The organism is Paenibacillus thalictri, from assembly GCF_004307995.1.
In the GTDB taxonomy this organism is placed as follows: Bacteria; Bacillota; Bacilli; order Paenibacillales; family NBRC-103111; genus Paenibacillus_AF; species Paenibacillus_AF thalictri.
On record NZ_SIRE01000002.1, the window covers coordinates 116,277 to 138,940 of the forward strand.

Genomic DNA, 22,664 nt, shown 5'->3' on the forward strand with positions numbered 1-22,664 from the left:
TTCACCTCTTCTTAGAATAATCCATATAACCTTGCAAAATAATAGCCGCGGCCATCTTGTCGATGACCAACTTGCGTTTCCTTCGGCTCACATCGGCTTCGAGCAACGTACGCTCAGCGGCGGCCGTCGTAAGGCGTTCATCCCACATATGCACGGGAAGCTGCAGTTCTTCTTTCAGTCCTTCCGCAAAAGCGATGCATAGCTCTCCGCGGGGGCCAATCGTATTGTTCATATTTTTGGGCAGTCCGACAATAATTTCGGTAACTTCATATTGCCTGACCAGCTCTTTGATGCGGTTTATATCGGGTTCGTCTCTTTTACGCCGAATCACTTCAAGTCCTTGCGCGGTGAAACCCAATTCGTCGCTTAACGCGACGCCGATGGTCTTATCCCCGTAGTCCAGTCCCATCCATCTCATCTATAATCTCCTGACCAAATAAAACGTACATGCTTGCCGCAACCCAGGCGGTTTATTGAAGTTGTGACCGTAAACCGCAGGTTACGATTTATGCTGCTGCAAATAGGAACGTACAAGCTCCTCGATCAATTCATCGCGCTCGCGTTTGCGGATCATGCTTCTGGCGTTATTATGACGCGGAATGTAAGCAGGATCGCCGGATAACAGATACCCGACAATTTGATTAATCGGGTTGTACCCTTTTTCCTGCAGAGCGTCAAAAACGGTCAAAATCACTTCTTTGGGTGATGTTTCGATTTCTTCCGCTTTCACATTAAACTTCATTGTTTTGTCCATGGAACTCATAGCAGCACCCCATTCCGTAAGCATTCGACCCAAGTATTGCTCCTTGCTTATATATTCGCTCTTTGTCTTAAGATTCCTCTTACAAGCAGTAATATTTTAACGGGAACCTGCCGTGACCAAATCTTCTACGCTGGCCAGCGCTTCTTGCAGCTTGGACGGGTCCTTGCCCCCGGCCTGAGCCATTTCCGGCTTGCCCCCGCCGCTTCCGCCGCAACGCGCCGCAACCTCTTTAATGATTTTCCCGGCATGGTAACCTTTGGATACGAGATCCGGAGTTACGCCCGCTACAAGATTAACCTTGTCCTCGACGGCAGCTCCCAGCACAATAATACCCGAGCCAAGTTTTGTTTTCATCTGGTCCATAATATTGCGCAGCGAATCCATATCGGCGGCGTTCACCTGCGCAGCAAGCAAGGACACTTCGCCTGCCTGCTTAACCTGATCGGTCAAGGAGCCCGCTTCGATGCTGCTCAGCTTGCCGCGCAGCGATTCGTTCTCGCGGGACAATTCTTTCAGTTGTCCGAACAAAGCGTCGATTCTCTTCGGCACATCGGCAATGTTGGACTTCAGCAAAACTGCAGACTCGCGCAGCAGCTGCATTTGCTGCTCCAGGAAGCGGTAAGCGTGACGGCCGGTCACTGCCTCGATCCGGCGGACGCCGGAACCGATGCCCGATTCGCCGAGCAGTTTAAACAAGCCGATTTGGCTCGTATTTTGCACGTGGCAGCCGCCGCACAACTCCAAGCTGTAGTCGCCGACACGCACAACACGCACCACGTCGCCATACTTCTCGCCGAATAAGGCCATAGCGCCCATTGCTTTGGCTTCTGCGATTGGTTTGAGCGTGATGTCGACATGAATGCCGTTCCATACTTGGCGGTTTACCCGCTCCTCGATATCCTGAAGTTCCTCTGCGGTAATGCTGCCAAAATGCGAGAAGTCAAAACGCAGACGTTCCGGCGAAACCAGCGAGCCGGCTTGGTTGACGTGCTCGCCGAGCACTTCCTTCAGCGCCTTATGCAGCAGATGTGTCGCGGTATGATTTTTCACGATGTCCTGGCGCAGTTCGGCGGATACTGCCGCTTCCACTTGCTCGCCCTTGCGCAGCACGCCCGCTTCCACAACAACCGTATGCACGTGTTGGCCATGAGGCGCTTTGCCGACGTCTTCGACTTTCAGCTTCAAGCTGCCGCTTGTCATCTCACCGTGATCGCTGACTTGTCCGCCGCTTTCAGCGTAGAACGGCGTACGATCGAGTATGACTTGGCAAGTCTCGCCGGTTCCGACCAGATCGACAAATTCATTTTCATGCACAATCGCAATCACTTTAGCACTTGTTACCAATTCAGTATAACCAACAAATTCGCTTTTAACCGTAAAATCGGCAAGCGGACCGCCTTGTACCTTCATGCTTTCCGATTCATGACGGGCTTTGCGCGCACGGTTGCGCTGCTCCTGCATCGCTTGATCGAAACCTTCGCGGTCGACGGTCATGCCTTTTTCCGCAGCGAAATCTTCCGTCAAATCGAATGGAAAACCGTACGTGTCATACAGTTTAAACGCATCCGGACCGGATATTTGCGTTAATTCTGCGGCACGGGCGCGGGAAACCATATCTCCGAGAATGGCCAATCCGTCCGATAACGTTTCATGGAAACGTTCTTCTTCGGTGCGGATCACTTTTTCGATAAACTCGCGTTTTTGCACGACTTCGGGGTAGTATTCTCCCATCACATCGCCGACGATTGAGACCAATTGGTACAAAAACGGCTTTTCCATGCCGATCACTTTGCCATAACGGACGGCGCGGCGCAGCAAACGGCGGATAATGTAGCCGCGGCCTTCGTTGGAAGGCAACACGCCGTCGCCTACGGAGAAAGCAACCGTCCGAATGTGGTCGGCAATGACTTTTAACGCCACGTTGGTTTCGATGTTTTCATTATATTTCACGCCGGCCAGACGGCAAGTTTCCTGGATAATCGGCTGGAACAAGTCGGTGTCGAAGTTGGAATCGACATCTTGTACAATGGAAGCAAACCGTTCAAGCCCCGCACCGGTATCGATGTTTTTTTGCGGAAGCGGCGTATAGCTGCCGTCCTTGTTGTGGTTGAACTGCGAGAATACGAGGTTCCACACCTCGAGAAAACGCTCGTTTTCCCCGCCGGGCCAGCATTCCGGGTCGTTCAAGTCGCCGTATTTGTCGCCGCGGTCATAGAAAATTTCCGTACAAGGGCCGCACGGACCTTCCCCGATATCCCAGAAATTCTCCTGCAGCTTATAGATGCGTTCTGCCGGCAAACCGATCTTCTGGTTCCACAAATCAAAAGCTTCCGTATCTTCCGGATACACTGTAACGGAAAGGCGTTCCGGGTCAAAGCCGATCCATTTCGGGTCGGTCAGAAATTCCCATGCCCATTGAATAACTTCTTCCTTAAAATAATCGCCGATGGAGAAATTGCCGAGCATTTCAAAAAACGTATGGTGCCGGCGTGTTTTGCCTACATTTTCGATGTCGTTGGTGCGTATGCACTTCTGAGAGTTGGCAATCCGCGGATTTTCCGGGACCACACGTCCGTCGAAGTAAGGTTTAAGCGGCGCCATACCGGCGTTGATCCATAAGAGCGACGGATCGTTATGCGGCACAAGCGGAGCGCTGGGCTCGATCTTATGTCCTTTTTCGGCAAAAAACTCAAGCCATTTTCTGCGGATATCTGCTGCTTTCATCATCATAGGAACCCCCTAATGTATTTAGTGCCGGATTGTATACCGGCTTCGCTTATTGAAATTCATGCGTCAACATGAAAAGCTTCTATATAATGTAGCATTTGTGCTCCAACTGAAGCTTTCCTTGCAGCATTCGCATGGGGCTGTCTACATCCTACACCCCGATATTAGCAAAAAAAGTCCCTGCATATGCAGGGACGAATTGATTCGCGGTACCACCCTTGTTATTGCGCGGCCATCAGCCGGCACAATCTCCTTGATCGGACTTATAACGGTTCCACCCGGCGGGATTTGTAGCCCGCGCTCCGAAAGAGCTTCAGCCATCCTTCATTATAAAGGTTTTCGCAGCCGGAAACGATAACTGTGATTAGACAGTCAGCACATCCGAAACCTTCTCTCTGCAATAACGGACTATGGCCTAATTTGTTTTCTTCAACACTTTGGCAGTATGCAGTTATTTCAAAGGAAATTATAAACTTTTCTTCGATGCAATGTCAACTTTCGGCTCAATTCTTCTTAAGATTGCGAGCAGAAAAAACTGCTCATTTCCTTATTGACAACGATTCTCATTTATATTACACTAATTTCAGTGATAATGATTTTCATTTTCGATAATCCCTCAAACCTCATAAAACCTCAAACAAAGCCCCCCGGCCGCAACCGGTGGGGTTTTGTTTTTATTCCGAGAACGAACTACGCTTTACTCCTGCAAATGATAAGGAACCGTCGCTACGATAATATCTCGGCGTTTCAGCAGTCTGGAGCGGATGCGCCTTCCCGATTGGTTATGCAGCAGACGATGCCACCATTTATGAGTGATGAATTCGGGCAGAAGCACCATGACCTTCTGCTTTTCCTCAACATGCGTATTGATCCGGTCGATGAATTCAAGCAGCGGTTTTATGATCGCCCGGTACCGCGATCTGAATACGACCAGTCTTACACCGGGGTTCCACTGTTCCCATTTCTCCATCATCCGTTTTTCATCTTCTTCGCTGAATGTTACGTAAAAAGCGACTACATTCGGAGAAAGCGACTTGGCAAATGAAATGGACGTCGCAACGACCCGATGGATACCGGCAACCGGCACGATAATGACCGATTCCGTCTGAAACACCGGGATATCCAAGCAAATCCGCAATTGATCGGCGACACCTTCGTAATGGCGATAAATTTTCGAAATAAACAGAAGCAGGACCGGTGTGAGCACAATGACGATCCATGCCCCCGCCAAAAATTTGGTTACGCAAAAAATCACAAGCACACCTAACGACACCATTGCGCCCAAACCGTTAATGATCAGCTTGCGGGTCCAACCGCGCGGTTTTTCGCGCGACCACTTTAGCACAAGACCGCTCTGGGCCAAGGTGAACGATAAGAACACTCCGATTGCGTACAGCGGGATAAGCGAGTCCGTCTTCCCGTGAAACAACGTAAGCAGAATCGAAGCCAATACGCCAAGCGTAATGATGCCGTAGGAATAAGCCAGGCGGTCCCCCCGATTCGCGAACATACGCGGAAAGTTTTTATCCTGCGCCATAATGGATGCCAATATCGGGAACCCGTTAAAACTCGTATTGGCCGCAAGTGTCAGGATAAGCATCGTCGCAAATTGAGTAACGTAATACATGCCGCCGCGGCCAAATGCGTGCTCTGTGACCATTGAAAGCACCGACGTGTGGCCCTTCGGATCGGGAGCGATGCCGTAAGCCAGCGTCAACAACGTGACGCCGCCGAAGATAATTGCAAGCAGTGTGCCGAGCATCAGCAGCGTGCGTTTCGCATTGACCGTAGAAGGCGTGCGAAAATGCGGCACCGCATCGGAAATCGCCTCCACTCCCGTAACTGCCGAACAGCCCGAGGAAAATGCTTTCAGCAGCACAAACAAGGTTAACGCATCCGGTACGACGGACGGGGGTGACAATTCAACGGATACCGCCTGGGCGCCGGTCAGCAGATCCCATGCCCCTTTGCCAAGCAGCAGCACAATACAGCCGATAAAAAAATAAGTAGGGATTGCAAAAACGGTGCCGGATTCTGAAGTTCCCCGCAAATTAAGCCAAACCATCACCCACACAAGAAATACGGCGATTTCAACAATATAAGGCACCGTAGAAGGGAAAGCCGATGTAATAGCTTGCACCCCCGCGGATACCGATACCGCTACGGTTAAGGTATAGTCGATAAGCAAAGAAACGCCGGTTAATCTGCCCCAGACCATACCTAAATTTTCTTTGGCCACCATGTAGGCGCCGCCGCCTTGCGGGTAAGCATCGATCACTTGGCGGTAGCTCATCACCAGTATGCCGATCAGCACAATAATCGAAATCGCAACCGGCAATGAAAAATAAAATACCGCCGCTCCCACAGTAGCGAGCTCAAGCAAAATCTGCTCCGTTCCGTAAGCAACGGAAGAAAGCGCATCGGAAGATAAGATCGGAAGCCCTTTCCATACCGGCATCCGCTCCGATTCCATTTGGCTGGATTTCAGCGGTTTACCAAACAACAGCCTTTTTAACGTGCGTGTAGCCATCCCATCCCGTTCCTTTTTCTTCTTAGTGTTGCCTGAATACACAGCGAGAATGAACGCACAACAAAAAAAGCACAAGGCTAGGCCTTGTGCCGGTTTAAAAATACCCGGGTTGCTCTATCCTTCTCACGTGCGCTTATGAGGTTAGCTGCCGGATTCGAGCCGTGAGAAGCTGCTCTACGAATGCTTGATGCATCCGATTCACCCCGAAGTTCATGGTTCCCCCATTTTCCGTTAAGGAAATTCAGCGTATTCGCATATTCAGTTGCTGATTTAGTGTATCCTGAGCGAAGCCTAAAGTAAAACATGAAAAAAAGCGGCATTATCTGCCGCGATGGTTAGCTGATTGGAATAGAGCGTTTACATGAAGTTCACTCTTACGATTTCATCGATTATCGGGGTCAATTGGCCGATATTGCAATTTATAACGGCCGGCGGTGTACATAATACCAAAAAACATGCTGAGCGATCACTTTCACCACCGCAAACAAAGGAACCGCCAAAATCAAACCGACAATTCCCGCCAGTTCTCCGCCTACCAGCAGCGCAAAGATAATCGCCAGCGGATGAATGTGCAGCGAGCGGCCTACCACCTGGGGCGAAATGACGTTCCCCTCCAGCACCTGACAGGTCAAATTGACAATCGCAACAAGCAGCACCATTTTAAAAGACACCGTAGAAGCCATAATAAGGGCCGGCGCTGCGCCGAAAAACGGTCCGATATATGGAATGATGTTAAATACCGCTACGACAAAAGCAAGCAGCAGCGGGTACGGCATATCGATCAGCCAATACCCCAAATAAGCCAGCCCGCCGATAATGACGCAAACGAGAAACTGCCCGCGGATGTAATGGCCAAGCGCCGTATCAATATCGACCAGCAGTTTGGTCGTATGATTGCGCTGCTGCTTCGGCACGATGGCAAGCACCGTTTTTTCAATAAGCTGAAAATCTTTTAAAATGTAAAATGCCAAAAAAGGCACGATAAAAGCGATAAACAGCGCATTGATCGTATTCCCGATCCCGCGGATCTGCTCCGAGATCATCACCGAGATCCCGTCTTCCAGCTTAGCCAGCGAGTTGTTGATCCCTTCCCGCACGCTATCCGGCAAAAACTTGAAATCGTCCAAACTGTCGACGACGCTTTGCGCTTTCATCGCCATCTCCGGCATACTGGCGTTAAGCTGCTGCAGCTGATTCATAAACATCGGGATCATATTCATCAGAATGACCGTCGTTGATGTAATAAAAACGGCATAAATTAGAAGCACGGCGATCGTGCGAGGCACCTTTCGGGAATTCAGCAAGGTGACGACCGGATTAAGCACATACGAAATAATCATCGCGATAATAAAAGGAGTCAAAATCTCCTTAAGAAACGTATACACGGCGCTGATGATCGGTTTGATCTGCAGCAGCATGAACAAAACCAGCAAGCCAAGCAGCACATAAACCAAGATGACAAACGCATGGCTTTTCGTAAACCGCTCCATTTCCTCCGCCTCCCTCTTATCCCGGATTCCGCCTCTTGTAACAGTATATGTACAACCTGTCCGAATTAATCCCGCACCCGCATAATCTGTTCGGATGCCAAATATATATGGTAAAGGACAGCCGGGAGCTCGGCAATCGTCTGGCGTCGTACCCGGAAAAAGGGCAAAAAAAAAGCCAACGTTAGTTGGCGTGGACTTGCGGCATTTCCTCTTCGGCGAAAAACAAATCGTCCAGAGAGCTCAACGTGCCGTCTTCTTCAACTTGAAAGACGGACATTTTATCACCATTTATGGTCAGTTCGATAAAACAGCCCCAGCAGTAAAATTGGTGGGAACCGATTTTGCCAATATCTTTGGAATTGCAGTTTGGACAACGTACCATAATATCACCCTATTCTTCTTTAGATACGAAGATTTCTTCCAGCTCCTCGTTGCAGCGGACCGGAACGACGATCGCATCCTCGCCCAATATAACGGATTCGGGAATCGGCAGCCATTTGCGTCCTTCCCTCAAATCGGTAATGAAACCTTCGGATAATTCATAACCTATTACATGTTTTCCCATTTGCTCTTCTAAATATACATCTTCCACAATGCCGAGCTGCTGCCCGTTAACGGTAATTACCGGAAGCCCCTTTAATTTCTTTTGGCCCCCAACCAAAGAGAAATACGAAAGCTCCTCATCCGCCGTTTTCAGAACATCTTCACTTGGTATTGTAATCGCATCTTCCCCTAAGGCAAGCACATCGTTCCATTCGACATAAGCGGACGAAGAAAACCACATCTTCCCCGCAAGTAAAACCGCCCCAATTCTCCACTCTTCATCAAGCAATAAATCTTGAGCGGAGCCAACCTGTCTGCCGGTATCCACACTGATGACCGGCAGGCCTATCACGTCACGCGCTTTGCGCATGATAGCCCTCCTAAGAGTTTTCCGCAGGAAAACTTACTTCGTAAGCACTACTGAGTTTTCCGCAGGAAAACTTACTTCGTAAGCACTACTGAGCTTTCCGCAGGAAAGCTTACTTCGCAAGGGTCATCTGGGTTATTCCATTGGAGAGCCGGCTTCATAACATGATGCTGACTGACTTGCAAGCACAAGTTAAAAGCCTACTTAGTATTACGGATTCGCCGCACAATGGTTGCAATTTTATGCACGGCTTCCTGAACCTGAAACTCGTTGTTGTCTCTGCCAAAGCTGAACCGGACGGCGGAGGAAACGACGTCCTCCGGCAGTCGCATCGCCTTCAGCACATGCGATACTTCAAGCGATCCGGAAGTACAAGCAGAACCGCTGGCGGCCGCAATTCCTTCAAGATCCAGATTCATTAACATCGTCTCCGTGCTGACGCCTGGAAAGCTGACATTCAAAATATGCGGCACCCGGTTCGCGGCATCTCCGTTAACGACAAAACCCGAATTCAACTCGGAAAAAAGCCCATCTACCATTACTTGACGTAGTTTTTCCAAGTTTTGTTGCATTTCATACATATTTTTTATCGAAATTTGCAGCGCTTTGGCAAAACCCGCTATGCCTGCAACATTTTCTGTTCCCGGACGTCGCTTTCGCTCTTGATTCCCGCCGTGCAGCAGCGGAGCAACCTGAACATGCCCCGCGACATAAAGCGCGCCGATACCTTTGGGTCCATGGATTTTATGAGCGGAAAATGCAGCCAGATCGACCGGCAGATCGTTAAGCCGGAGATTCAGATGACCCAGCGCCTGAACGGCATCCGTATGGAACAAAATGCCCTTGCTTCTGGCCAACTCGCCGATCTCGACGATCGGTTGAATCGTTCCTATCTCGTTATTGGCATACATCACGCTGATCAGAATCGTATCCGGCCTGATCGCCCGTTCCAAATCGTCAAGGCGAATCCGTCCGTGTTCATCAACGGGCAGATACGTCACATCATAACCAAACCGTTCCAAAAAACCGCATGTATGTAACACGGCATGGTGTTCAATGGCTGTCGTAATAATATGCCGGCCCTTTTCCCGCAACGTCTCGGCAATACCGATAATCGCGGTGTTGTCGCTTTCCGTTCCCCCGCTTGTGAACGTCAGCTCGTTCGGACGGCAGCCGAGCAGCTCCGCCATCTGGTCTCTTCCCGAATGAATCGCCGCACGTGCCGCACGGCCAAAGTTATGTGTGCTGGAGGCATTTCCGTAATTGTTACTATAATAAGGCAGCATTGCATCAAGCACTTCGGGATGTACCGGAGTTGTTGCCGCGTGGTCTAAATAAATACTCATGAAATCACCGCTTAAATGTAGAACATGTAATTATCGTTCTGACCTTCATCCTTATAAGAAATCAAATCGGAAAGCATCGTCGAATCAAGCACTTCCGCAATACTATCGCGGATACGCACCCACAAGTCACGCTTAGCCGGATCATCCTCTTCCGTAAAATCGACAGGGCTGATCGGCCCCTCCAGTACCCGGATCACATCTCCCGAAGAAATTTCCTCAGGGGTTTTCGATAAAATATATCCACCGTATGCTCCGCGGATGCTCTTCACAAGACCTGAATTCCGCAAAGGAGCAACAAGCTGTTCTAAGTAGTGTTCGGAAAGCTGATGTTTTTCCGCTATGCTTTTTAAGGAGGTGGGGCCTTCACCGTATTTTGACGCAAGCTCCATCATAATGGTCAAACCGTATCGGCCTTTTGTAGAAATCTTCAAAACTAGCACCTCATCTTCATGTACGTTATATAACAAGCATTGCCAAAATTCCAAGAAACATTTCATACATTTCTGTATCATTTCTATGTTATCATAATTCATCCTATTGTGGGAGAAAAACAGTGACATATTGATGAAAAATTTTATTTTTTCGTCAGAATGCTCTAAAATATAAGTCTATTTTCTTATTGTATGAATTGAATGTATAATACAAATTAAACTGCTTTACAAGAAAGAAGGTTAAACAACATGGAGAAAAAAGCCCGGGTCGTGCTCGGAATGTCGGGCGGCGTCGATTCATCGGTTTCTGCGCTATTGCTTAAGCAAATGGGCTATGAAGTCATCGGCGTGTTTATGAAAAATTGGGATGATACCGACGAATTTGGCCATTGTACGGCGGAGGACGACGCAGAAGACGTGCGCCGGGTATGCGACCAAATCGGAATCCCTTATTATACGGTCAATTTTGAGAAGCAGTATTTCGATAAAGTGTTCGCTTACTTTTTGGACGAGTATCGCAAGGGACGCACGCCGAACCCCGATGTCATGTGCAACCGGGAAATCAAATTCGGCGAATTTTTGCAAAAAGCGATGGAACTGGGAGCCGACTATTTGGCTACGGGACATTATGCGCAAGTCGAGCAGCGGGATGGCGTATATCGTCTTTTACGCGGCGTCGATGCCGGCAAGGACCAAACCTATTTCTTAAATGCGCTGAATCAGCAGCAGCTTTCCAAAGCGATGTTTCCCATCGGCCATCTGCCTAAACCCGAGGTACGCCGCATTGCGGAAGAAGCGGGTCTGGCTACCGCCAAGAAAAAAGACAGCACCGGCGTTTGTTTTATCGGCGAACGCAACTTCAAAGAGTTCTTAAGCGGCTATTTGCCGGCCCGGCCGGGTGAAATGCGCACGTTCGCAGGCGAAGTTAAAGGCACACACGACGGTCTGATGTACTACACGTTGGGGCAGCGCCAAGGTCTTGGCATAGGCGGTTCCGGTTCGGGTGAGCCGTGGTTCGTGGCCAGCAAAGATTTGGACAACAATGTGCTTTACGTGGTGCAGGGGGAACGGCATCCCAGCCTTTATTCGACAGGGTTGTCCGCAACCGACGTCAACTGGATCGCCGGCGGTCCGCTTCCGGAAGGCGAATTGCGCTGCACGGCCAAGTTCCGCTACCGCCAGCCCGATCAGAGAGTAAGCGTAACGTTTCATGGCGATGGAACTTGCGATGTTCACTTTCATGAACCGCAAAAGGCCGTTACACCGGGACAATCGGTCGTTTTTTACAATGGCGATGAGTGCCTGGGGGGAGCGGTCATCCATAAAACAGTGCCGTTAGCCGAAGCGCTGCCGGTCAACTGAAACGTGAATGAATACAAGCGAGGCATGCGGCTCCGGCCGCCGGCCCCGCTTTTTTCTTATGAGCTTAAGGTGACGCCCTCCAGATTACCGGGCTGCTCTCTGCGGGAGACAAGAATCCGGGAGATGCGCAGGTGATCCGTTTCCTCGATCCTGAATTCGAAGCCCCGGTGAGCTATCGTTTGATTCCGTGTAGGGGGAATTTCGATTTGCGAGTACATCCAACCTCCGATGGTGTCGTAATCGTCGCATTCGATTTCCAGCCTGAAGTAGCTGTTCACCTCTTCGATCAACAACCGCCCGTCAATAGAATGCCTTCCTTCTTCCACGAATTCGATCTGCGGCCGTTCTTCGTCGAACTCATCCTGAATCTCGCCTACGATCTCTTCAATGATATCCTCAAATGTTACCAGCCCTGAAGTGCCTCCGTACTCGTCGATCAGCAGCACCATCTGCGCCTTCCGTTTCTGCATCAGCTTGAGCAAGCTGCTGATCTGTATCGATTCGGGGACATGAATCAGCGGGCGGACAAATGTTTTCAGGTGGCCGTCATCATCTCCTGTTCTCAGCAGGTCCTTGATGTGCACGAATCCGACGATATTGTCTTTATCCGGATCACATACGGGATAACGCGTGTGCATTTCGGAGATAGCGATCGTTTTATTTTCCTCAAACGGCAAATTAGCGTAGAGACACACCATCTCTGTTCGCGGGATTCGTATTTCACGGGCCGTCGTGTCTGCAAAATCGAATATATTGTCAACAAGCGCAAGCTCGGTATTGTCAATCAGCCCGCTTTTGTTGCTTTCCTTCATCATCGTGCGGATTTCGTCTTCGGTATGCGCCAAGCTGCGCTGCTCAGCCGGCTCAATGCCCGCTTTTTGCAGGAGCCATACTGAAGCGCCGTTCAGCAACCAGATAAAAGGATAAAACACCCTGTAGAACACGATCAGAGGAGCTGCCGTCAGCAGCGTAAGCTGTTCCGATTTACGGATCGCGTATGTTTTAGGAAATTGCTCTCCCAGGGTAATATGAAGTGCTGTAATCAGCAGAAACGCGATAATAAACGCAGCCGTGTGAACAACGGGTAATGGCAGCCCCATCGAGCCAAACGGCACCAGCAGCCACTTCGCGATAATAGGTTCTCCGGTCCAGCCAAGTCCCAATGAGGCAAACGTAATCCCAAGCTGGCAAGCCGATAAATACGCATCCATATTGCCGATCATCGTCCGTGCCATTTTTGCCCGCAGATTGCCGTTTTGCGCCAGTGTTTCAATTCGGCTCTCCTTGACCTTGACGATCGCAAATTCCGCCGCCACAAAAAAAGCGTTTAACAATACCAGCAGCATGACCAAACCTAGCTGAAAAAGTATCGGTAGCGGGTCACTGCTCAATCAGCTTCCTGTCTCCCTAGCGGAAGATCAGGTTCACCTCCCTTGCTTTTGCATGCGGAAACATCGATGTATGTGTTTCTACATAAATATTACTTTGCAGCATGGCTCTATGCCGATTTACGCTAAAAAAGTACAAGAGAGTGGAGTGTGACAACGTAACCGGCAGATGAAGCTCAAATGAGAGACATTCATTCGGATCTAACAGCCATTGTTTGAAACGAAATCCAGATCTGCAGCTTGGCGCAATATGGCAGCCGTAAACGATATCCATTCATACGCAAGCGGGTATAAAGTTGACACCTCTGTATAGAGAAACATGGCGATAGCGGAGTAGTCCGGAAGGTGGAAAAAGTAACTTGAGGTGCTTTATTGAAGTTGTGGCAGCGCATTACGTACGGAGAAGGTAACCCTAATGTTGTCAGGACAAAAAGGCGATGGACCAAAATATCGTCACAGGCTTCTTTTATGCGTCGCGGCCCGATCTGAACAGACAAACCAGCCGGATGGATAACGGACTGAGGGAGAATGTCGATTCATTGCGCATCCCCCAGCCATTGTGCTCCCCCAGCATTGGAGAGGCCTCCCTCTAACGGACATGGACGCTGCAATGTAAACCAAATCTGAGGTTTGCTGCGAGGGACGGACACCAGCGCTCTTATTCGGCCTACCGTCGCGGTTTCTCCGACTTTTTCGGGCAAATAAAGGCGCTTACGTCCGTTAAAAATGATAACCTCGATTTTTTTGCCACATAACGGCGCGCCTGTCCGTTAGCGATGGAGCATGACATTCGCATGCATAGAGACCACCCATAACACACGAGGATGTCCATACTGACAATTAGCCAAAGATCAACGTTAATCAAGGTTGAACCGGAATCGCTTCATTTGCCGCGTTCAAGCATGTTATGGTTCCGGTGAAAACCAGCCATTTATCGCTAACCTGACAACATGGAGGATAACCCCTCCCCACCAGGCATAGCGGACGCGGCTATCTATGTTTCCGCCGGCGTTCCTGATTTAACCTGATTTTGTCCTCCATGCCCTGCTCTGAGGCATAGTAGAAACTTTCCGTCTTGATCGAGTCGGGCAAATACTGCTGCTCCACATAATGACCGGGGTAATCGTGGGGGTATTTATAGCCGGCATGGCCAAGCTTCTCCGCCCCTTTATAATGCGTATCCCTTAAGTGCAGCGGCACGTCCGCCGATTTGATCCGGTCGAACGATTCCATTACCCGGGAAATAGCGACAGGAATTGCGTTGGATTTCGGGCTTTCGACGGCAAACAGGATCGCTTGTGCGATCACATATTTGGACTCCGGCCAGCCGATTTTGTGATAGGCGTCCATCGCGGTTACAGCCTGCACCATGGCCTGCGGATTGGCCAGTCCGATATCTTCGCTGCAAGCGACAATCAAGCGCCGCAGGAATGTCATCGGGTCCATGCCCAGCTTCTCCACCGCGTACAAAAACCAGAACAACGCGGCATCGGTGGAACCACGCACGCTTTTGTGGAATGCGGACAACACATCGTATTGGGTCGATTCGTCGGCCCTGACGACCGCCTGGCGAATCGATTCCTCCGCTACCTCCAGCGTCACATGGACAGTGCCGTCCGGTCGCGGCGGTGTCGTGACCACAGCCAGCTCAAGCGCATTCAACGCCCGCCGGATATCGCCGCTGGCCATGCTTGCTACATGCTCCAGCGCTTCGTCGTCCACCTTCAGCTGCATAAAACCCAAGCCTTTGTCACCATCGGCCAGCGCCCGCTTCATCGCTGCCAGGGAATGCTCTTTGGTGAGCGCCTCCAGTTGAAACAACGTGGAACGCGACAGCAAAGCGCCGTTCACATGATGGAACGGATTTTCCGTTGTTGCCCCGATAAAAATAATAATTCCCTGCTCTACGGCAGGCAGCAGCGCATCCTGCCGCGACGTGTTGAAACGGTGCACCTCGTCGAGAAACAGAATTGTCTTTTTGCCGTAGAGCGATTTATTTTGCCTTGCCTGTTCAATCACCTCACGCACATCTTTAACCGAAGCGTCGACGGCGTTCAGCTTCACGAACTCTCCCTTGGTTGAATTCGAGATAATATGCGCAAGTGTCGTCTTGCCGGTGCCCGGCGGGCCGTACAGCAAAATCGACTTCACCTGATCGGCTTCAATCGCGCGGCGCAGCAGCTTGCCGGGTCCAACGATGTGCTGCTGCCCGATATATTCATCCAGCGTTGTCGGCCGCATCCGGTCGGCGAGCAGCTTGCCCGACGTATCGCGCGAAGCCGCTAAATCGAACAAATCCATACAATCACGATCCTCTACCTGAAGTGCGTGCTACAGTCCGGCTTTTTTCAGCAGATCGCGGACAACAACGCTAACCATGATGAGACCCGCTACAGGCGGAACAAACGCGTTGCTCGCCGGCGGCATTTGCGCCTTGCGGATATCCGGAGCGTTCTCCGGCACAATGCGCTGGGTAACATCCTCGCGTGGCTTGATTGGTTCTTCGTCGGAGAAAACAACCTTCACGCCTTTGGAGATGCCTTCCTTGCGCAGCCTGTGCCGTACGACCTTGGCCAGCGGGTCGGTATGCGTTTTGGAAATATCGACCACTTTAAACCGGGTCGGGTCCATTTTATTAGCCGCGCCCATGCTGGAGATAATCTTGATTTTGCGGCGCTTGCACTGCTTAATCAGATGCACCTTATAAATAATCGTATCCGAAGCGTCAATGACATAATCAAGCGGATATTCGAACAACTGCTCGTGTGTTTCTTCGGTGTAAAACATCTTAAGCGCAATTGCGTCGCATTCCGGATTGATTTGCAAAATACGTTCGCGCATCAGCTCGGCCTTAGGTTGTCCGACGGTTGTCGTCAGCGCATGCACCTGGCGGTTAATATTCGTAATGTCGACAACATCTTTGTCGATCATGATAATGCGTCCGACTCCGGTACGGGCCAGCGCTTCCGCGGCAATCGCTCCGACTCCGCCGATACCCAGCACGGCAACCGTGCTTTTACGCATCACTTCAAGCCCTTCGGGACCGATAGCAAGTTCCGTGCGGGAAAATTGATGAAGCATATGAAGCTAACCTCCTTTGATGAAAAATCGGTTTCATTTGATAAAAAGGGCACGGCATCCGCGGCGGCCTCACCGTTTGTACGGAAGAAACCAAACCGCGGCAATGCTGAGCCCCGTTGCTGATTGTTAATTAAAAGCTGTAAAGCTGCTTACTTGGCAGCCGGCGCTTTAAGCGCCAAACGAATCGACAAATCTTCAAGCTGCTTGTCGCTAACTTCACCCGGCGCATCGGTGAGCAGATCGGTGGCGCTGGCCGTTTTCGGGAACGCAATCGTCTCTCTCAAGTTGGTGCGGCCGGTAATCAGCATAACCAAACGGTCGAAACCGAAAGCGATGCCGCCGTGCGGAGGCGTACCGTAATCGAATGCTTCAAGCAGGAAGCCGAATTTGTCGTTGGCTTCTTCCTTGGAGAAACCAAGCGCGGCGAACATTTTCTCCTGTACCTCACGTTTATATATACGCATCGAACCGCCGCCTACTTCGTAGCCGTTAAGCACAAGGTCATACGCTTGCGCGCGGATTTGGCCCGGATCGGTGTCGAAGTAATGTACGTCTTCTTCTTTCGGACGGGTGAACGGATGGTGTTCGGCCACCCAACGTTTGGCTTCTTCGTCGTAGCCAAGCAGCGGGAAGTCCACGACCCACGCGAACTTGAATTTGCTGTCGTCGATCAATCCGAGATCGCGGCCGATTTTCAGACGCAGATTGCCAAGCACGTCGGCTACAACTTTTTTGCTGTCCGCAGAGAACAACAACAAGTCTCCTTCTTCCGCGCCGAGACGTTCTTTAAGCGAAGCAATCTCCTGCTCGCTGAAGAACTTGACGATTGGCCCTTTCCATTCTCCGTCTTTCACTTGGATCCATGCCAAACCTTTCGCGCCATAACGGGCGGCAAACGGCAGCAGGTCGTCAATTTCCTTACGGCTCCACGTAGCGCAGCCCTTGGCGTTCAGCGCTTTAACTTGGCCGCCTTTTTTGGCGACATCGGCAAATACTTTGACCCCGGAAGTTTCCACAAGATCGGTTACGTCTACAAGCTCCAGTCCGAAACGCAGGTCCGGCTTGTCGGAGCCGTATTTGCCCATTGCGTCGGCATAAGTGATACGTTGGAACGGACGTTCGATTTCGGCGCCGGCCGTTTCTTTCATCAGACGGACAACCAGCTGCTCCATCATGTCAAGCAGTTCATCCTGCGACAAGAAGGAAGTCTCGATGTCCACTTGCGTAAATTCCGGTTGGCGGTCTGCGCGCAAGTCTTCGTCGCGGAAACAGCGGGCGATTTGGTAATAACGCTCCATGCCTGCCACCATCAGCAGTTGCTTGAAAATTTGCGGCGATTGCGGCAGCGCGAAAAATTCGCCAGGATGCACACGGCTTGGCACCAAATAATCGCGTGCGCCTTCCGGAGTGCTTTTGGTCAAAATCGGCGTTTCGATTTCCACAAAGCCGTTATCGTCCAAGAAGTCGCGGAACAGCTTTGCCGCCTTCGAACGCAAGATCAGCGTGCGCTGCATTTCAGGACGGCGCAAGTCAAGGTAGCGGTATTTCAAGCGAACCGATTCGTCAACTTCAATCCCGTCTTCGATAAAAAACGGCGGCGTTTTGGCGGCGTTCAAAATTTCCGCTGCGGTAATACGCACTTCGATCTCGCCCGTCTTCAAGTTGGCGTTGACGGTTTCCGGATCGCGTTCGACCACTTTGCCGCTTACAGCCATGACATATTCCGTGCGCGCTTTATCGGCTACCGCATGAGCATCCGTAGAAAACTCAGGGTTAAATACGATTTGCACAATGCCGCTGCGGTCACGCAAGTCGATAAATACGACACCGCCCAAGTCGCGGCGGACAGACACCCAACCGTTAAGGACTACCTCATCTCCTACATTCGCTTTTGTTAATTGACCGCATTGATGCGTTCTGGATAACATGTTTGTTTCCTCCTATTGTTGAAAAGATGATATTTTCTGTACCAAATCGGTCAAGGCCACGCTTTCCTGCTCCCCGGTCGCCATCGCCTTAACGGTGATTTCGCCGCGAGCCAGCTCGTCGTCGCCGAGGATGGCGACATAATGCGCTTCGAAGCGGTCGGCGGACTTCATTTGCGCTTTGATTTTGCGCCCTTGATAATCCTTCTCGGCCTTTAAACCGGCCTCGCGAAGCAGGAACAGCTGACGGACAATTTCTTTCTCGGCGGCTTCGCCAAGACCGATCAAATAGACGTCAAGCCGTTGTTTCACCGGCAGTTCCACACCTTGCGCCTGAAGCACCAGCAAAATGCGCTCCAAGCCAAGTCCAAGCCCTACCCCGGGCTCGTCGTTGCCGCCAACCTGCTGCACAAGCCCATTGTATCTGCCGCCGCCGCCCACGGTATCGATCGCGCCGATGCCCGCCGCCTTGTATTCGAACGCCGTGTGCGTGTAATAGTCCAAACCGCGAACAAGCCGCGGGTTGACTTGAAACGGAATGTCCATAGCGGTCAGGTGATCCCGCACCGCCTGAAAGTGCGTCTCGCATTCTTCATCCAGGTGTTCCAAAATCGTCGGAGCGCCTTCGCAATATTGTTGATCGATTTTGCAATCGAGAATTCGCATCGGGTTGCGGTCGTAACGCGACTGGCAGTCTTTGCACAACTTATCCTTCACCGGCGCGAAAAACTGCTGCAGCTTCTCCCGGTAAACGCCGCGGCATGCGGGATTGCCCACCGAGTTGATCTCAACGGTCACTCCGGAAAGCCCCAGCTCTTTATAAAACGTGTACCCCAGCGCGATAACTTCCGCATCCAAGCTCGGATCGGTTGAACCAAAAGCTTCGATGCCGAACTGGTGAAACTGGCGGTAACGTCCGGCTTGCGGACGCTCGTAACGGAACATCGGCCCGATGTAGTACAGCTTGCTGACATCCGGTTCGCCGTACAGCTTGTTTTCCACATAAGCCCGCACCACGCCGGCGGTTCCTTCCGGGCGCAGCGAAATATCCCGGTTGCCCTTATCTTTAAAAGCGTACATTTCCTTCTCGACGATATCCGTCGTTTCTCCGACCCCTCTTTGGAACAACTCGGTATGCTCAAAAATCGGGGTTCTGATTTCCTTATAGTTAAATCTCCGGCAAAGCTCGCGTGCTTTTCCTTCGATATACTGCCATTTCTCGATTTCCCCCGGCAGCAGATCCTGAGTTCCTGTCGGTTTCTGTATGCTCATTTTGCATGGCTCCTTTCCTTGTTCTAAACTAAAAAATCTCCCGCCTCTGATCGTAACGATCAGGGACGAGAGATTAACAGCCGTAATCACCCGTGGTGCCACCCACATTGGAACCAGCGACATTCCTTTAAAAGAACCGCAGATTCCGCTTGAAACGGTTAACGCCCGTTATTCGCAATACAGCTACTGCACGGATAAGTGAAGCTCATCCGGGTTCACCGCATGTCCTCGGGGAGGTCTGTTCGTCCGATTCGCTTAAGGAAGCTTGCAGCCTAGGCTTCCCTCTCTGTGTAGGCAAGGTTCGAATTACTTTGTCCCTTCAATGGATCAGTTTATGTCGAATTGCAATTAACGTTTATTGTAAACTTGAAATTTGCCAAAGTCAAGCTAGCCTTTGTTGATTTTTAACGCGGCAGCCAAATCTTTGATCAGCAGGTACATATCGCCGTTTGTCAGCGATTGCTTGTTGCCAATCAAATCGATGGTCGCACGCGTCAAGTATCCTTTTTTCTCCAGCTCTGCAGCGGCTTTATCCAGCGGCACGTCGACTTTCAGCGTCCTGGCGATAATCGAGCTGGCATGATCCAGCGTCAGCGGCAATTTTTCTGGCTCCTTCAGGCCGTTCACCCAGTTGACCGCGCTCCCGCTCATCTGGCCTGGGCTGAATTTCTTCATGCCTTCGACAACGTTGGACATGCGTTTGACGTTGGATGCTTTGTCGAGATCAAATTCGTTTTTGTAGCCCCCGGTCGCAAGCCCCAGCGAAATAGCCGTTTTCAGCCCCGGATAAGCTTTGTTTTCCATAAAAGCTCCCGGCTTCGCATTGTAGGGCTTCAGCTCCATGCCTTGCTTGTTCAGCTTGTCCTGCAGCTTGGCGATGTTTTCCTTCGACGCCGACAGCTGGCGGAACGACATCTTGGCGTCGGCTGCGATTTTCGCTGCCGCCCCTGCCGCTTCTCCTGTCGCCATGCCGACTGGAATGACACGGGCAGAACCATGAGGCAGCGTATCAAAGCTGGCCGAGCGCCCGACCACCAGCAGGCCGTCTACCTTTTGCGGCACGATGCTGCGGAAAGGCACCGCGTATTTGTCCGGATCGGTGACAACAGCGCCGTTATCTTTAGGGGATGTGCGCTGAATGTCGACCGGATAACCGCCGAAACCGATGCGGTCCCATTGATCGCGGTTTTCCAATACATCGATGATGGAGAGGCGGTATTCGCCGATCATATGACGCGATTCGCGGACGTACAGTTCAGGCGCAATAGCGTCCAACTCCACTCCGTCAAAATCCGCGTATTGTTGTTTCAAATATGCGAGCACATGCGGCAGCTCGTCTTTGGCAATTTGAAATGCTTCCTGCCGGGACTTGGCATCAAACGGGTCAATGTTAAAAACCTGCAGCGCATTGACGAGCATCGTATTGTCGTTCTGGCGGCCGCCGTTTAATCCGCGCATCCGGATGCGATCTTTATTGACGGCAGGATACTCCTGCATTTTGTCAAATCCCCACAAGCTTGTTTCGTTAATGCCGTATTTGCCTTGCCCTTTATCTTCGGCGGCGATCGTCTTGCCGAACTGTTTCCAACGCTCCGGCGTAATATTGTTTAATCGGAACACCACGGTGACGGCCATCCGGCTTTTCGGATCTGCAAGATCCTCGCGGTTGATCGTAAACGGCGCCCCGGCAGCAGCGGCAAAATCCGCATCCTGCGTCGCATCGATGACCGATTTCGCCTGCACATTGATTTTTGTCCCGTCGGCTTTTGTGATGCTTGCGCCGGTTACCGTCTTAGCATCGCCTTTGACTGTCACAAGCGGCTCAATCGATTTAGTTTTGAGCAGCACGTCAATATTTTTTTCCGCTGCGACAATGTCGTTAAAAGCGTTTGCCGCCGTCACGACATCAAACGAGTCGCCTTCGATTTTGCCGAACCATTCGCTGAAAATGCCCTTGTTCATCGGCTGTTTGGCCCAATTGCCCGGCTCAATGTTCATGTCGATGCTGTTCAGCCAGCCAAGTGTCATCAGACCCCCGAGAATAGCGCGGTCCTTGCCGTCGACAAGCAGCGTTTTCTGGCCGTTGCGGGCTGCGGATACTGCAGCCGCCACCCCTTCGGGATCAGTCCCGACTACAATGACGTCATAACTCGATTTGGGATCCGATACGGACTTCACTTCTTTGAGTTTTTGAACCTGTCCGGCAACGCTGTGGGGAGTTCCGCTTTTTTTGCCCTGAAATGCCCCCCAGACTGCAGCAACGATCATCATCACGACAAATGCGATCAAAATGATGGCGTGTCCCCGGTTTTGCTTATTCATCAACCGATCCAACAATTTCATGAATGCACCCCATGCCATTAAAAAATAAGTCCCGTCGTACTTCATCTACTAGCCAAACTACTCTACTAGTATATAGCATTCGAAATGAGAAGAAAAATAGTAACGCAGGACATGCCAGAGCCTTAAGCCCCAATGATAATACGAAGGTTAGCGCCATAAAGTTTCACTCGCCGAAAAAAGCGGGACAGCTGTCGCGCCATCCCGCTTTCCAAAAAGCAAATCAACCGCTTCTTAAGTCCCACTCGGCACGGTCCGCAACTTGCAACAACCGGCTGCCCTCAAGCAGCCTGATCCGCACATAAAACCGCAGATGCCCTCCGCGAGTTCACTAAAAAGTAGCCGTCACCGATACGTTTTCCGCGGCGTACTGCGCAGCTTCTCGTGAACGGAAGAATGGCTTGCGGCGATTTCCGCCTCACTCATGGCCGGCCCCATCGACATCGCTTCGGCAAATTCATAGGCCAGCAGCTGATGCTCGGGCCGTGTAATCAGCTTTTCCTTAATGGATTGACGCAAGTGCAAGCAGCCCCTTCACTTGTTGTGAATCGGAACTGCTCGCGCAGTCCCTTGGAGCCTATTGTTGCCAAAAACGGCGCCGATTAGTCTGGAGCAAGCTCCGTCACCGTTCCCCGCCGCTTGCGGCCGCAGCCTTATTTGCTGTCAACGATCAAGGTGACCGGTCCCCAATTGGTCAGCGACACGTCCATCATCGCTCCGAACCGGCCTGTCTCCACCTGCAATCCTTGCTCGCGCAGCAGCGCGTTAAACCGCTCATAAAGCGGCTCTGCCTGCTCGGGACGAGCCGCGGCCATAAAGTTGGGCCGCTTGCCCTTGCGGCAATCGCCGTACAGCGTAAACTGCGAGATCGACAAAATTTGCCCGCCCACGTCGATCACGGAAAGATTCATTTTGCCCGATTCGTCTTCAAAAATCCGCAATCCCGCCACTTTCTCGGCGATATATTTCGCATCCTGCTCGGTATCCTCATGTGTGATGCCCACAAGCAGCACCAGCCCCATCGAAATGCTGCCGACCGCTTGGCCGTCAACCGTTACATGAGCTTCTTTACTTCTCTGCACAACAACCCTCATCTTCT

The 22,664-nt window shown here is 51.2% G+C and carries 18 protein-coding genes and 1 riboswitch; of the genes, 1 reads left to right on the plus strand and 17 read right to left on the minus strand.

Annotated elements, in window-relative coordinates; all coding sequences use genetic code 11:
• Position 1 precedes the first annotated feature (1 nt).
• The 9 genes from ruvX to cymR form a co-directional block, all read right to left on the minus strand.
• Positions 2–418: a Holliday junction resolvase RuvX gene (gene ruvX, locus EYB31_RS00805; RefSeq protein WP_131011366.1), complete on the minus strand. Its 417-nt coding sequence runs from the start codon at positions 416–418 to the stop codon at positions 2–4.
• A gap of 81 nt (positions 419–499) precedes the next feature.
• Positions 500–763, minus strand: coding sequence for an IreB family regulatory phosphoprotein (locus tag EYB31_RS00810; protein WP_131011644.1), 264 nt, complete (start codon positions 761–763; stop codon positions 500–502).
• A 96-nt stretch (positions 764–859) separates the two neighbouring features.
• Positions 860–3,487: an alanine--tRNA ligase gene (alaS, locus tag EYB31_RS00815; protein WP_131011645.1), complete on the minus strand. Its 2,628-nt coding sequence runs from the start codon at positions 3,485–3,487 to the stop codon at positions 860–862.
• Positions 3,488–4,187: 700 nt separating this feature from the next.
• A complete protein-coding gene (locus EYB31_RS00820) occupies positions 4,188–6,020 on the minus strand; it encodes an APC family permease (RefSeq protein WP_131011367.1) in 1,833 nt (610 codons plus the stop codon).
• A gap of 115 nt (positions 6,021–6,135) precedes the next feature.
• Positions 6,136–6,277: riboswitch (cyclic di-AMP (ydaO/yuaA leader) on the minus strand.
• A gap of 162 nt (positions 6,278–6,439) precedes the next feature.
• Positions 6,440–7,510: an AI-2E family transporter gene (locus EYB31_RS00825; protein WP_131011368.1), complete on the minus strand. Its 1,071-nt coding sequence runs from the start codon at positions 7,508–7,510 to the stop codon at positions 6,440–6,442.
• 181 nt (positions 7,511–7,691) lie between these two features.
• Positions 7,692–7,892, minus strand: a complete 201-nt coding sequence (locus tag EYB31_RS00830; protein ID WP_131011369.1) for a hypothetical protein — start codon at positions 7,890–7,892, stop codon at positions 7,692–7,694.
• Positions 7,893–7,901: 9 nt separating this feature from the next.
• On the minus strand, positions 7,902–8,423 hold the full coding sequence (locus EYB31_RS00835; protein WP_131011370.1) for a PRC-barrel domain-containing protein: 522 nt from the start codon (positions 8,421–8,423) through the stop codon (positions 7,902–7,904).
• Between the two features lie 197 nt (positions 8,424–8,620).
• A complete protein-coding gene (locus EYB31_RS00840) occupies positions 8,621–9,766 on the minus strand; it encodes a cysteine desulfurase family protein (protein ID WP_131011371.1) in 1,146 nt (381 codons plus the stop codon).
• Between the two features lie 11 nt (positions 9,767–9,777).
• The gene (gene cymR / locus EYB31_RS00845) at positions 9,778–10,197 is read right to left on the minus strand and encodes a cysteine metabolism transcriptional regulator CymR (RefSeq protein WP_131011372.1); all 420 of its coding nucleotides are present in this window, start codon (positions 10,195–10,197) and stop codon (positions 9,778–9,780) included.
• A gap of 249 nt (positions 10,198–10,446) precedes the next feature.
• Here cymR and mnmA point away from each other — a divergent pair, with 249 nt between their 5' ends.
• Positions 10,447–11,559: a tRNA 2-thiouridine(34) synthase MnmA gene (gene mnmA, locus EYB31_RS00850; RefSeq protein WP_131011373.1), complete on the plus strand. Its 1,113-nt coding sequence runs from the start codon at positions 10,447–10,449 to the stop codon at positions 11,557–11,559.
• 56 nt (positions 11,560–11,615) lie between these two features.
• Here the strand turns inward: mnmA and EYB31_RS00855 are convergent, their stop codons facing one another.
• The 8 genes from EYB31_RS00855 to dtd form a co-directional block, all read right to left on the minus strand.
• Entirely contained in the window at positions 11,616–12,905 is a 1,290-nt protein-coding gene (locus EYB31_RS00855) for a hemolysin family protein (RefSeq protein ID WP_131011374.1), read from the minus strand.
• Between the two features lie 1,032 nt (positions 12,906–13,937).
• A complete protein-coding gene (locus tag EYB31_RS00860; RefSeq protein ID WP_131011375.1) occupies positions 13,938–15,248 on the minus strand; it encodes a replication-associated recombination protein A in 1,311 nt (436 codons plus the stop codon).
• Positions 15,249–15,278: 30 nt separating this feature from the next.
• On the minus strand, positions 15,279–16,028 hold the full coding sequence (locus EYB31_RS00865) for a tRNA threonylcarbamoyladenosine dehydratase (RefSeq protein WP_131011376.1): 750 nt from the start codon (positions 16,026–16,028) through the stop codon (positions 15,279–15,281).
• Positions 16,029–16,177: 149 nt separating this feature from the next.
• On the minus strand, positions 16,178–17,956 hold the full coding sequence (gene aspS, locus EYB31_RS00870; protein WP_131011377.1) for an aspartate--tRNA ligase: 1,779 nt from the start codon (positions 17,954–17,956) through the stop codon (positions 16,178–16,180).
• Between the two features lie 12 nt (positions 17,957–17,968).
• Positions 17,969–19,225, minus strand: a complete 1,257-nt coding sequence (gene hisS / locus EYB31_RS00875) for a histidine--tRNA ligase (RefSeq protein WP_131011378.1) — start codon at positions 19,223–19,225, stop codon at positions 17,969–17,971.
• 387 nt (positions 19,226–19,612) lie between these two features.
• Entirely contained in the window at positions 19,613–21,568 is a 1,956-nt protein-coding gene (locus tag EYB31_RS00880; RefSeq protein ID WP_240761985.1) for an FAD-dependent oxidoreductase, read from the minus strand.
• A 342-nt stretch (positions 21,569–21,910) separates the two neighbouring features.
• Positions 21,911–22,084: a hypothetical protein gene (locus EYB31_RS40010; protein ID WP_165452134.1), complete on the minus strand. Its 174-nt coding sequence runs from the start codon at positions 22,082–22,084 to the stop codon at positions 21,911–21,913.
• Between the two features lie 134 nt (positions 22,085–22,218).
• Positions 22,219–22,659, minus strand: a complete 441-nt coding sequence (dtd, locus tag EYB31_RS00885) for a D-aminoacyl-tRNA deacylase (protein WP_131011379.1) — start codon at positions 22,657–22,659, stop codon at positions 22,219–22,221.
• Positions 22,660–22,664: the final 5 nt, after the last annotated feature.

Bases quoted from the DNA above. Each gene is read 5' to 3' on its own strand.
- EYB31_RS00835 (WP_131011370.1), bottom strand. From the start codon at position 8,423: ATGCGCAAAGCGCGTGACGTGATAGGCCTGCCGGTCATCAGTGTGGAT.
- EYB31_RS00830 (WP_131011369.1), bottom strand. From the start codon at position 7,892: ATGGTACGTTGTCCAAACTGCAATTCCAAAGATATTGGCAAAATCGGT.
- dtd (WP_131011379.1), bottom strand. From the start codon at position 22,659: ATGAGGGTTGTTGTGCAGAGAAGTAAAGAAGCTCATGTAACGGTTGAC.
- alaS (WP_131011645.1), bottom strand. From the start codon at position 3,487: ATGAAAGCAGCAGATATCCGCAGAAAATGGCTTGAGTTTTTTGCCGAA.
- EYB31_RS00825 (WP_131011368.1), bottom strand. From the start codon at position 7,510: ATGGAGCGGTTTACGAAAAGCCATGCGTTTGTCATCTTGGTTTATGTG.
- EYB31_RS00820 (WP_131011367.1), bottom strand. From the start codon at position 6,020: ATGGCTACACGCACGTTAAAAAGGCTGTTGTTTGGTAAACCGCTGAAA.
- EYB31_RS00880 (WP_240761985.1), bottom strand. From the start codon at position 21,568: ATGAAATTGTTGGATCGGTTGATGAATAAGCAAAACCGGGGACACGCC.
- ruvX (WP_131011366.1), bottom strand. From the start codon at position 418: ATGAGATGGATGGGACTGGACTACGGGGATAAGACCATCGGCGTCGCG.
- aspS (WP_131011377.1), bottom strand. From the start codon at position 17,956: ATGTTATCCAGAACGCATCAATGCGGTCAATTAACAAAAGCGAATGTA.
- EYB31_RS00840 (WP_131011371.1), bottom strand. From the start codon at position 9,766: ATGAGTATTTATTTAGACCACGCGGCAACAACTCCGGTACATCCCGAA.
- EYB31_RS00860 (WP_131011375.1), bottom strand. From the start codon at position 15,248: ATGGATTTGTTCGATTTAGCGGCTTCGCGCGATACGTCGGGCAAGCTG.
- EYB31_RS00855 (WP_131011374.1), bottom strand. From the start codon at position 12,905: ATGCTGCTGGTATTGTTAAACGCTTTTTTTGTGGCGGCGGAATTTGCG.
- hisS (WP_131011378.1), bottom strand. From the start codon at position 19,225: ATGAGCATACAGAAACCGACAGGAACTCAGGATCTGCTGCCGGGGGAA.
- EYB31_RS00865 (WP_131011376.1), bottom strand. From the start codon at position 16,028: ATGCTTCATCAATTTTCCCGCACGGAACTTGCTATCGGTCCCGAAGGG.
- mnmA (WP_131011373.1), top strand. From the start codon at position 10,447: ATGGAGAAAAAAGCCCGGGTCGTGCTCGGAATGTCGGGCGGCGTCGAT.
- EYB31_RS00810 (WP_131011644.1), bottom strand. From the start codon at position 763: ATGAGTTCCATGGACAAAACAATGAAGTTTAATGTGAAAGCGGAAGAA.